We start from the raw sequence: 12,394 nt of genomic DNA on the forward strand, positions 1-12,394 counted from the left end.
AATCAGGCCATGTTCTTAACTGACAATCTTATAATATTCTCTTGCCGTTATTGTGTAAACCACAGCATAAAATAAAGCAAAGATGGAAATGGTTGTAAATGTACATATAACAAATAGACCAACATTTGTTAAGTTTAGCAATGCCAATAATTTCGTGATAACTTTGAATGCGAAAGCGATGTGAATAACTGCTGCGACAAGTGGTAAGAAAAACACAATGAGCACTTGACTCTTAATCGCTTTTTTAATTTCCTCTTTACTCAAGCCTACTTTCTGCATAATTGCAAATCGTTCTTTGTCATCATAGCCTTCAGATATTTGTTTATAATACATAATTAAAACGGTTGCCATGATGAATAATGCGCCAAGAAATAGGCCAAGGAAAAATAATCCCCCATATATGGAATAAAAAGATTCTCTTGATTCCTCTTGCCCCTCTGCATAACCGTCGATGGATGCATCCTTAAGCTTTTGGGACAATGCCTTTGTAAGAGCAATTTCATTTTCAGTGCTTCCCTTAGCATCAAAGCCTGAAAAATACGATAAATCCTTCCATTCTACTTCCTCTAATTCCTCAACAGGATATAGAGATTTAATTGTTTCTTCATCTTTTACAACAACAAAGTATCCATCTGTTAACATGCCAGAACTATCTCCGGTGAGTGACAGTTTTTTTAACTGATTTTTAATTTGAAACTCCTGTCCTGATATTGTGATTGTATTTACAACAGGCTGTCCCTTAAACGTGTAAATTAAAACTTCATTATCCTCCAGTTTCGCGGACTGTTCTTCCAACTGATTAAACTCATCAAGCGAGATTAGTTCAAGCATTGAAATATTTGTTAATGAATTTATTGTTGTACGATCTGTTGTAAAAGTGTTTCCTTCCCTAATTGCTGGAAAATCTGCAGAACGATAATGAAGTGGATCTACTATTTCAATTTGATATTTTTCTGCTTCTTCATGTATTATATTTTCAATTACTTGTGCCTGCTCTTCAGAAATATTATTTGCTGAGATATCAATTTCCTTCGGATAGCGATTATTTATCACATCTTCCATTCCAATATACAGGGATACAGTGCTTGATAGCATGACCAACACCATTGTGGATAGAATACAAATGTTGGCTAGACCTACTGCGTTTTGTTTCATCCGATAAATCATACCTGATACACTGATAAAATGTTTCGTTTGATAATAAAAACCTTTGTTTTTTCGCATTAATTTCAATAAGGCAATCGTGCCGGCTGTAAACAAAGCGTATGTGCCGATTATGACGAGTAGAACGGCTAAGAAAAATTTATTGAGCGCAGCTAATGGAGATTCAGTTACTAGTGCGATATAGTATCCGGATGCGAGTGTTGCCACCCCGATTATAACAAGAACCCATTTCGTTTTGGGTTCTTTTTCACCAACCTGGCCACCTCGTAATAATTCTATCGGTTTTGCTAGATGAATATGCCTTAAATTGTTTAAAAGGGTAAGGACAAAAATGCTAAGAAAAAGGATCAATGTAATTCCTATTGATTTTGTCGAAACAAAATACGTAAGTGGCACATCAAAATGTAAAATATTCGATAAGAACAAAAACATTAACTTGCCTATTATCATACCGCTTGTTAATCCAATAACAAGACTGGAGACTGCGACGAAAAAGGATTCCCAAACAATCATTTTGGAAATATGCTTTTTCCCCATTCCAAGAATATTAAAAAGTCCAATCTCTTTTTTTCGTCGTTTAATTAAAAAGCTATTAGTATAAAACAAGAAAATTACTGAAAAAAACCCAATGACGATGTTGCCTAAATTTAAAATGGAAATCAGGGATTCCCCACCTGACATTCCTTTCAGTCCCGGATTCCCCGACATAAAATGCATCATGTAGAACATAGCAATAGTACTAATACATGTAAGGATATAAGGGATATACGTTTTCCGATGTTTATTTATATTTGTTAGGGCAAGTTTAGTGTAGAAAAATCTACTCATTTCTACCACCACCCGTTGCAATGATGTTTAATGTATCCGAGATTTTTTGGTACATCGCTTCATTAGATAAGGATCCTTTATAGATTTGATGGAACACTGCACCATCTTTAATAAATAGAATGCGACTCGCATGACTGGCGGCCTTTGTACTATGGGTAACCATTAGAACCGTTTGGCCTTCTTGATTAATCTGCGAGAAAATTTGCAGTAAATCATCAGCGGCACGTGAATCTAACGCACCGGTCGGCTCATCGGCTAGAACCAGCTTAGGATTCGTAATGAGAGCTCTCGCAACCGCTGCCCGTTGTTTTTGACCACCTGAAACTTCATATGGGAATTTGGCTAAAACATCGTTGATCCTTAATTTTTCGGCAAGCGGCTTTAAACGGTTACTCATTTCACGGTATGATGTGCCGGATAATACGAGTGGTAAGAAGATATTGTCTTGCAATGAAAATGTATCAAGTAAGTTAAAGTCCTGAAAAACAAACCCGAGATTTTTGCGGCGAAATGTAGAAATATCTTTTTCACTAATGGATACAATATCTTTATCATTCAGTAAAACTTCCCCGCTAGTCGGTTTATCAAGTGCAGCTAAAACATTTAATAAAGTCGTCTTTCCAGAACCGGATTCGCCCATAATTGCAACATACTCCCCTTCTTCAACTGAAAAGCTAACATCGGCAAGTGCCTGAATATGATTGCCACCGAACCGAGTAGTGTAAACCTTTTTTAGATTTTTCACATCTAGAAATGTCATGAAAAATTCCTCCGTCTCTTCATTTACTACATGTTCAGTATAGCAAGGCTTCATTCACACAGACATAGCTTTCACTTACAAAAAAGGGCTTAATCTTACAATATTGTAAGATTAAATAGGTGCTAGTATTATTCCACCCCGATTTCCTTCGTTTCCAGATCAATGATAAGCTTTGTTCCAATTCCTACCTCTGATTCAATGGTTATGTCATGGGATAGCTTGGTCAATATTTGTTTGCAAAGATACAAACCAATCCCCGTAGATTGTTTAAAGGCTCTGCCATTGAACCCTGTAAAACCTTTTTCAAACACACGTGGTAAATCTACTGCTTGAATGCCTATGCCAGTATCTTCTATAATAAGGCGCTTATTCTTTCTATAAATTGAAATGGAACCTGTTTTTGTGTACTTCAACGCATTGGATAAAATTTGCTCTATGACAAAGAGCAGCCATTTTTCATCCGTTAATACGGTACAGTTAACATCCGAATAGTTCAGGCTGATTTTTTTCCGAATAAACATTTTCGCATTTTTTCGGACCGCTTGTTTGATGATCTCATCTAATTCATATTTCTTAAAAACAAGATCATTTGACATATTTTCTAAACGAAGATATTGCAGAACAAATTCAACATATTGTTCAATTTTAATCAATTCCAATTCTAATTCCGCCGTTTGCTTCTTTTGTTCTGATTGAAGAAGGAGTCGCATCGCTGCAATTGGTGTTTTAATCTGATGGGTCCACTGTGTAAAATAATCAACTAAATCTTTCTGTTTATTATCAGCTTGAACAGTCAATTCGTTCTTATTTTTATATAAAATTTGCAGCAGTTCTTGATATTTCTGTTCAATTGCATTTTTGGGTACAGGTAATTGATCGATTTCTAACATAATGGTTTTTTCTGCGTTTTTTATCTTTTTGTATTGCTTTATAAATTTTAAAAAATCAACAACAAAAAAGATGCAGACAATGTATGAACATAAAAGGATTGAGTAGAGAATAGGACCAAGAGGCTGATGGCTTAGTAAAAAAACAGTGATAAAGCATAAGACAAAAAGACAAATAAGAACTATCGATTTCCAATTTTCATGTAAATAGTATAGAAATAGATTTTCTTTGTAGTTTTTCATATTAGTTCACCAAATAGCCAAGCCCTTTCATTGTTTTAATATAATCATTTAGCCCAATAGATTCTAATTTCTTCCGAAGACGATTGATATTCACTGTTAGAGTATTATCATCAACAAAACTGTCAGTTTCCCATAGCCGTGTCATTAGAACATCCCTTAAAACAGCCTTACCCTTATTTTCAAGAAGGACATGTAAAATTTTATGTTCGTTTTTGGTTAGATCGATTTTTTGACCATTAAAGGTAAGCGTCGCATCCTTTGTGTTCAGGATTGCCCCCCGATGTTCCATCAAATTGGATTGACCGGTAAAATCATAGGTGCGCCGGAGCAATGCTTGTACTTTAGAAGTAAGTATTATTAAGTCAAATGGTTTGGATATAAAATCATCCCCACCCATGTTAATAGACATAACAATATTCATATTATCAGAAGCAGAAGAAATAAAGATAATTGGTACCATGGATACTTTACGAATCTCTTGACACAAGGTAAACCCGTTTACAAAGGGGAGGGAGATATCTAATAAAACTAATTGCGGATCGAATGAAACAAAATGTGTCATGATATTCTGAAAATCAGTAACATATTCAACTTCAAATCCCCACGACTGAAGGTGATTCTTTACCGTTCTTGCAATGACCATATCATCTTCTACAATAAATATTTTGTACATAATCTTAGCCCCACTCATTAATAATTTATATAAATCTCTCTTAAAAATTGCTTTTGTTCTCGAAAATATAAAACCACTTCTATTTTCGCACTTTAATTTATTTTACAATCAATTTCACATTCATTCTATTAAATGTCCAAATTTCTTACCAATAATTAATTCAAATAGGCAATATTATTATACAATTCCTTCAATTTATCGTCCCAACTTTATTGTATTTTTAAACCCTCTCTTTGTTCTATACGTGGTAAACGTTTGCTTTTAGACAATATACACTTCCCTTTCTCTTTTCTAAAAACAAAAAAATAACCTCGTAGGTAAAAAAACCAAAGAGGTTATTTTTTAATTTAATTTTCTAATCTATTATCAACTGTTAGATTAATAATAGATCATTATTGTTTAATCATATTCTTAAAGAGGTACTATAGTCCGCATTTTAACTGTGCGCCACAATTTGTACATGTATTGCAGCCACCAATATCCTCTACATGTCCTTTTCTGCAAACAGGGCATGTATTTCCTACTTCGTTTCCGAATGTTACATTTGTATATTCTAGCTCTTGGATTGTATCCATTAACACTACTTTTTTCTTTTCATCTGTAAATAACTCCGTTTGTTCGCCAACAGTATTATCTTCTGCTTTAAGTGTCAATACCTGCGTATCTCTACTTCCATCAACATACACAGTACCGCCTTTAGCTCCTCCATTATACAGGCGGCGATAGACCTCTTCGACCTGTTCCACTGTATAACCCTTCGGTGCATTTACTGTTTTTGAAATCGAGCTATCCACCCACTTTTGAATCACACATTGCGTGTCTGCATGCGCTTCTGGAGATAAATCCATTGCGGTTACAAACCATTGCGGAAGATTCTCAGGGTCTTGCTCCGGATGACGGCTTAGATATTCTTGAACTATATCTGCTTTTACCTCAATAAATTTACCTAGTCTGCCACTTCGATAGTAAGAAAAAGAAAAATAAGGCTCTAATCCTGTACTGACACCAACCATTGTACCTGTACTTCCTGTTGGAGCGACAGTAAGTAAGTGAGAATTACGGATGCCATACTTTAAAATATCCTGTCTTATTTCTTCTGGCATTTTTCTCATATAGCCTGTATTAATAAATGCTTGTCTTAAAGAAGCTGTTTCTTCATCCGTTTCTCCTACTAGAAAAGGAAAACTTCCTTTTTCTTTTGCTAATTCAATGGAAGCACGATATGCAGTTGTTGCAATTGTTTCAAATACTTTATCAATAAGTGCATTTCCTTCTTCAGAGCCATATTCTGTCTCACAATATATGAGTAAATCGTGAAGTCCCATGACACCTAAGCCGATTCTACGCTCACCAAGTGCTTGTTTTTTATTTTCAGCCAAGAAGTACGGTGTAGCATCAATGACATTATCCTGCATTCGAACACCTGTTGTAACTGTCTCTGTTAATTTATCAAAGTTAACTGTTTTCGTTTCTTTATTTGCCATCTCAGCTAAATTAACTGCAGCAAGATTACAAACAGAATATGGTGCAAGAGGCTGCTCTCCGCAAGGGTTCGTTGCTACTACCTGATGTCCATATGCTTTTGCATTCGTCATATCATTCGCATTATCGATAAAGAAAATACCAGGCTCAGCACTGTATGTGGCACAAATATTAATTAAGTTCCACAATTCTTTCGCTCGTATAGAACGATATACACGAACACCATAGCCCATTTCTTCCCATTTCCGCACATCGCCAACATTATGCCAATTTTCATTATATGCTTTCATTTCCTCAGCAGTATAATTTTCCACATCAGGGAAACGTAAATCATACGTTGTATCATTTTCTACTGCTTCCATAAATTCTTTTGTTAAGCAAACCGAAATATTAGCCCCTGTTAAGAAATCCGAATTATGAACACTATATGTTCCACCAGTATTTAGTTTTATCTCAGCTTCTCTTATCGCAGCTTGCGTAAAACCACCAAGTCCAGGAATAGATCGATAATTGATGATGCCTTGATATAAATCAACTTCCGTTTCAGTTAACGGGGTGAATTTTAATTTTTCCTGCGCTAAACGTTTAATTTGCTCATCTTCCGTATTTTCAATTAAGTAGCGAAGAATTCTTGGGTTTTGCATTTTCGAAATAATAAATTCAATAATATCTGGATGTGAGTCTACAAGCATGATCATCTGTGCTCCCCGTCGGCTTCCACCTTGCTCTACGAGATGAGTAAGCTTAGCAATATCATCTAACCATGAAACAGAACCTGATGATTTCCCATTTACTCCTCTTGCCAACGTATTTCTAGGTCTAAGCGTTGATCCATTTGTTCCAACACCTCCACCACGACTCATTATCTCCATTACCTGTTTGCGATGATCACTAATACCTTCGCGTGAATCTTTAATGTATGGCATCACATAACAGTTAAAGTATGTAACTTCAGTATCTGCTCCAGCTCCATATAGCACGCGGCCAGCGGGTATAAAATTCAGGCTTGATAGCTCATTATTAAATTTGTCAAACCATTTCTTTTTTTCTTCCGCCGATTGCTCCACACTAGAAAGCCCAGATGCATTACGTTTTGCGATTTGCTCATAAAAAATTTCTAACGGTTTGTCAATTACATCTAAATCACGTTTAACAATACCTGTCTCCGCCTCTTCTCCTTCCAAGACTGTTAAATAATCAGCCATCACTTCTATAAGGGCTTCTTTTTTATCCCAATCGATGGAATTGATAAAACCAAGCCCACGTGCTGGGAAATTCGGATCAGGCTTGACCGTTAAAACGACAAAATCGCCGACTTTCAATGTCTTTTTCTCCGTGTCTTTAAATGCATAGCGATCAAGCATTACTAGGCGCGAAACTCCTTTATGCGATAATTTCATTTCCTTCGTAATTGGAAATACTTGTGGAAATAGCTCAATATCGCGATTCAAATTCGCTACATTTACCTCTTTTTTAATTTCAGCAATTGTCGACATTTTATCGCTCCTTTACAAAGTATGTTATAAGTTTTATAGTTATTTTTATAGTCATTAATACAATACCACACCAAAGGATATAAAAACAATATATAGTAGGAATTATAATAGAAAAATACTATATATTGTACCTGAAGCAAATTATTATACGTTTGTCAATAATGAAATCAAATAAATTTAAGCGCATTTTAAAGATTTTAAAAGATAATTACGTATTTTTTCCTAAAACTAAACGATTTTCTATGTTGCATATCATTACTTTTTTTGACAAAGATCGACAATATTGGTTCTTATGGCTTTTATTAATTGACTCAAACGGAAAATACTTTGAAAAAAAGATTAGAACAACATATAATAGATAATGACATTTGTGAAAGACGGGGGAAAAACGATGGAATTTTTAATCATTACACTCGTTCTGTTGTTCGCTATCGGGATATTTCGATATTTTAGACAACGAACCTATTTAAAAACATTAACAGAAGAACAATTCCGAGAAGGCTATCGGAAGGCGCAATTAATCGATGTTCGTGAGCCACAAGAATTTGAACGTGGTCACATCCTTGGAGCAAGAAATATTCCGCTCACACAATTAAAACAACGCTTAATTGAATTGAGAAAGGATAAACCGGTATACTTGTATTGCCAAAGTGGTTCTCGTTCAGCAAGAGCTGCACAGCTACTCCATAAAAAAGGCTATGAAGATGTTAACCAATTAAAAGGCGGATTTAAAAAATGGACAGGTAAAATTAAATAAATTCAAGATGCTACATTTAGCCTTAACGTGTTAATGGGATAGACCTTTTTATAAAAAAAGCATGAGGAAGTAGAAATTCTTACTTCCTCATGCTTTTTAATTACTATGAAAGCTGTTATTTTGTGTAGCGAAGGATTGGCTTTCTTGCTGCTGTAGTTTCATCCATTCGCTTTACAACAGTTGTATGTGGTGCTTCCTGAACAACTTCTGGGTTCTCCTTCGCTTCGACCGCTATGGAAAGCATCGCATCAATAAATCCGTCCAGTGTTTCCTTTGCTTCTGTCTCAGTAGGTTCAATCATTAATGCTTCTTCTACATTTAATGGAAAATAGACTGTTGGCGGATGATAGCCATGATCCAATAATCTTTTTCCAATATCAAGTGTTCGTACCCCAAGTTTCTTTTGTTTTTTTCCAGAGAGAACAAATTCATGCTTACAATGCTGCGGATAAGGAAGCACATATTCCTTTTCAAGCTTACGCATCATGTAATTCGCATTAAGTACTGCGTATTCACTTACCTTTTTAAGTCCTTCTGCTCCCATCGTCCGAATGTACGTATAAGCACGTAGATAAATTCCAAAGTTGCCGTAATATGGCTTTACTCGACCAATTGACTGTGGGCGATGATAGTCAAATTCATATTGATCATCTTTTTTTACAAGCACTGGCTTTGGTAAATATGGTTCTAGTTCTTTGGATACACCAACAGGGCCAGAACCTGGTCCGCCTCCACCATGTGGACCCGTAAATGTTTTATGAAGGTTTAAATGAACAACATCAAAGCCCATATCTCCAGGTCTCGTGTAGCCCATAATGGCATTTAAATTTGCTCCATCATAATAAAGTCTGCCACCAGCATCATGTACGATTTGTTTAATTTCCATTATATCTGTTTCAAACAATCCAAGCGTATTTGGATTTGTTAACATTAAAGCTGCTGTGTCATCGCCAACCACACGCTTTAAGTCTTCTAAATCAACGAGTCCTTGCTCATTTGATTTCACGGTTACCGATTCAAATCCTGCAACCGTAGCGGAGGCTGGATTTGTTCCATGTGCAGAATCTGGAACAATTACTTTTGTGCGCTGATAATCTCCATTCGCCTCATGAAAGGCTCTGATCATCATAAGTCCTGTCCATTCACCATGTGCTCCAGCTGCTGGCTGTAATGATATTTCATGCATCCCTGTAATTTCCTTTAATGCAGACTGCAAATCATACATCATTTCAAGCGCACCTTGAATATGGCGTGTATCTTGATAAGGATGGAGCTGACTAAATCCCTCGAGACGTGCTACATCTTCGTTTATCTTTGGATTATATTTCATCGTACAAGAGCCTAAAGGGTAAAATCCAGAGTCTACTCCAAAATTTCGATTTGATAAACCTGTGTAATGTCGCATTATTTCTAACTCACTTACTTCCGGTAACGCTGCCAATTCTTTTCGAATGAATTTAGCCTCTACTTCGGTCTCTAAATCCATATCTGGCACATCAAGAGCTGGGAGACTATAGCTTGTTCTACCTACTTTACTACGTTCAAAAATTAAAGGAAAATCTTGATTAACCATTGATAATCGCCCCCATTTCTGTAACAAGTGTATCTATCTCTTCTTTGGTACGTAGTTCTGTAACTGCTAATAGCATTTGCCCTTCTTTGTCTGAATAGACCTTAGATAAATCATAGCCACCTATGATTCCTTTTTGAAATAGTTTTTCATTAACCACTTTCACCGGTATAGGAAGCTTTACTACAATTTCATTGAAAAATGTCCCCGCATTTAACACAGCCACTCCGATAGCTTCGAATTGCTTCTTAGCATAGCGTGCTTTTTTCATATTAAGCATCGCCATTTCACGGATTCCTTGTTTTCCAATTGAGCTCATTGCAACAGAGCTTGCGAGCGCATTTAACGCTTGATTCGAGCATATGTTTGAGGTAGCCTTATCTCTTCGAATATGTTGTTCACGTGCTTGCAGCGTTAATACAAACCCTCTTTTTCCATCTTCATCTGTTGTTTGTCCTACTAACCGCCCAGGAACTTTTCGCATAAGCTTTTCGGTAGTTGCAAAATAACCACAGTGCGGACCGCCAAATTGAGCTGGAATTCCAAAAACCTGCGTATCCCCTACAACAATATCGGCACCAAATTCACCTGGTGGAGTTAAGTAGCCTAACGCCAGTGGGTTACTTGAAACAATCATCATTGTTTTTTTATGCGCTGAAATTTGCTCTTTAATTTGATCAAGTGGTTCTATTTGTCCAAAGAAGTTCGGATATTGTACGACAACACTTGCAATGCTATCATCCAGCTTTTCACTAAGTTGATCTAGATCAATCATTCCATCTTTATCGTCAATTTCTTCGATTTCTAAATGCTGGCCTTTCGCATACGTTGCAATGACCTCTCTTGATTCAGGATGCACAGTTTTTGAAACAAGAATTTTCTTTTTTCTTGTCACTCCCGCACTTAAAGTAACTGCTTCTGCTAATGCAGTTCCTCCATCGTACATGGATGAGTTCGCAATTGGTAAAGCCGTCAGTTCAGAGATCATTGTCTGAAATTCGAAAATCGCCTGTAATTCACCTTGAGAAATTTCTGGTTGGTATGGTGTATATGCTGTATAAAACTCTGATCGTGATATTACATGATCAACAACAGAAGGGATAAAATGATCATATACTCCTGCACCTAGAAAAGATGGATATTTTTTTACATGTGCATTCTTATTGGCAAGTTCCGTCAATTCTTGTTTTAGCTGCGCTTCATTTGCTGGCGGTTTTAAGTCCAGCTCTTTGTTTAATCGAATGGTTGCTGGAATATCAGAGAACAATTCCTCTGTAGAATCAACACCTATGAAATCTAGCATTTCTTGTTTATCTGTATCTGTCATTGGTAAATAGCGAAATTCCATTTTCATTTTCCCCCTTTATTTTCGTTTAAGGAACGGCGTTTCAATAACAACAGCCTTTAGTTTTCGCTTGCGAACTTGAATCATCAGCTCTGTTCCAACTTTCGCATGCTCAGTCTGAATTAATGCCAAACCAATATTTTTATTTAAAGTTGGGGCCTGTGTGCCTGATGTAACAAAGCCAATCTGTTCTTCTTGAACAAATACTTCATAGCCTGTACGTGGTATCCCCTTATCTATCATTTCAATCCCTACGAGCTTTCTCGTTGTTCCATTCTCTACTTGCTCCTTTAAAACCCGCTTACCAATAAAATCTTGTTCTTTATTTACTTTAACTGCAAACGTAAAGCCCACTTCAATAGGGGTGATAGATTGGGATAATTCTTGTCCATAAAGTGGAAGGTTTGCTTCAAAGCGAAGCGTATCCCTTGCACCTAGACCAACAGGTTCTAATCCTTTATCTTTTCCTGCCTCAAGTACAAGGTTCCAAAGCTTTCGACCTTCCTCTTGATCAACATACAGTTCAAAGCCATCCTCGCCTGTATAACCCGTTCTTGAAACAAGAACCCCAGCATCAATAGAAGAGAATTTGACATCTTGTTGAAAGCGAAAGAATTTAATTTGTGATAAATCCGTTTTTGTTATCGTTTGTAATATCTCTTCTGCTTTTGGACCTTGAATCGCTAGTTGTACATAATCATCAGAGACATTTTCAATTTTTAATTCTTCCTTAACATATGAATTATGTTGCTGGAGCCATTCAAAATCTTTTTCGGTATTCGCTGCATTAACAACTAGTAAATACGTATCCTCTTCTAGCATATAAATTAGTAGATCATCGACAGTCCCACCATCTTCATAGCACATAAATGTATACTGCGCTTTTAGCGGAGTTAGCTTTGATACATCATTCGTCATTACCTTTTGAAGAAAATCAAGACTTTTTGATCCTGTTACAAGAATTTCTCCCATGTGCGAAACATCAAATAAGCCTGCTCTTTCTCTTGTAGTCTCATGTTCCAGCTTAATCCCTTTGTACTGAACTGGGAGGTCCCACCCTCCAAAGTCGATTGTCTTCGCCCCAAGTTTTTCATACTCAGAAAAAATCGGGGTGCGTCTTAGCTCACTCACATCCATCCACTCCTTTGTACATCTTATTGTCTGGAAAACCGTTGCTTGTTTTTCAGAC

At 36.4% G+C, this 12,394-nt stretch carries 9 protein-coding genes; 1 reads left to right on the top strand and 8 read right to left on the bottom strand.

Annotation, left to right across the window (positions count from 1 at the left end):
• Positions 1-15: 15 nt before the first annotated feature.
• The 5 genes from QBK89_RS07255 to QBK89_RS07275 form a co-directional block, all read right to left on the bottom strand.
• Positions 16-1,845 carry an FtsX-like permease family protein gene (locus tag QBK89_RS07255; protein ID WP_284140378.1) on the bottom strand — a complete coding sequence of 610 codons (1,830 nt, stop codon included), beginning with the start codon at positions 1,843-1,845 and terminating at the stop codon, positions 16-18.
• 139 nt (positions 1,846-1,984) lie between these two features.
• Complete coding sequence (locus QBK89_RS07260; RefSeq protein WP_284140379.1) at positions 1,985-2,752, bottom strand: ABC transporter ATP-binding protein; 768 nt, start codon at positions 2,750-2,752, stop codon at positions 1,985-1,987.
• Positions 2,753-2,880: 128 nt separating this feature from the next.
• Positions 2,881-3,642: a sensor histidine kinase gene (locus tag QBK89_RS07265; RefSeq protein ID WP_284140380.1), complete on the bottom strand. Its 762-nt coding sequence runs from the start codon at positions 3,640-3,642 to the stop codon at positions 2,881-2,883.
• 241 nt (positions 3,643-3,883) lie between these two features.
• Positions 3,884-4,555, bottom strand: a complete 672-nt coding sequence (locus tag QBK89_RS07270) for a response regulator transcription factor (RefSeq protein ID WP_284140381.1) — start codon at positions 4,553-4,555, stop codon at positions 3,884-3,886.
• Positions 4,556-4,977: 422 nt separating this feature from the next.
• Positions 4,978-7,533 carry a vitamin B12-dependent ribonucleotide reductase gene (locus tag QBK89_RS07275; protein WP_284140382.1) on the bottom strand — a complete coding sequence of 852 codons (2,556 nt, stop codon included), beginning with the start codon at positions 7,531-7,533 and terminating at the stop codon, positions 4,978-4,980.
• A gap of 391 nt (positions 7,534-7,924) precedes the next feature.
• On the opposite strand from QBK89_RS07275, the gene QBK89_RS07280 reads away from it, so the two are divergent.
• Complete coding sequence (locus QBK89_RS07280) at positions 7,925-8,290, top strand: rhodanese-like domain-containing protein (protein WP_284140383.1); 366 nt, start codon at positions 7,925-7,927, stop codon at positions 8,288-8,290.
• Positions 8,291-8,405: 115 nt separating this feature from the next.
• On the opposite strand, the gene gcvPB is transcribed toward QBK89_RS07280, so the two are convergent.
• From gcvPB to gcvT, 3 genes are read right to left on the bottom strand one after another with little or no spacing between them, the layout of a single operon-like run.
• The gene (gene gcvPB, locus QBK89_RS07285) at positions 8,406-9,863 is read right to left on the bottom strand and encodes an aminomethyl-transferring glycine dehydrogenase subunit GcvPB (protein WP_284140384.1); all 1,458 of its coding nucleotides are present in this window, start codon (positions 9,861-9,863) and stop codon (positions 8,406-8,408) included.
• Complete coding sequence (gene gcvPA, locus QBK89_RS07290; protein ID WP_284140385.1) at positions 9,856-11,208, bottom strand: aminomethyl-transferring glycine dehydrogenase subunit GcvPA; 1,353 nt, start codon at positions 11,206-11,208, stop codon at positions 9,856-9,858. The genes gcvPB and gcvPA overlap by 8 nt, the downstream gene beginning before the upstream one ends.
• Positions 11,209-11,223: 15 nt before the next feature.
• The gene (gcvT, locus tag QBK89_RS07295; protein ID WP_284140386.1) at positions 11,224-12,336 is read right to left on the bottom strand and encodes a glycine cleavage system aminomethyltransferase GcvT; all 1,113 of its coding nucleotides are present in this window, start codon (positions 12,334-12,336) and stop codon (positions 11,224-11,226) included.
• Positions 12,337-12,394 lie beyond the last annotated feature (58 nt).

The sequence above is a fragment of the Virgibacillus sp. LDC-1 genome (genome assembly GCF_030137545.1).
Classification (GTDB): Bacteria; Bacillota; Bacilli; order Bacillales; family Amphibacillaceae; genus LDC-1.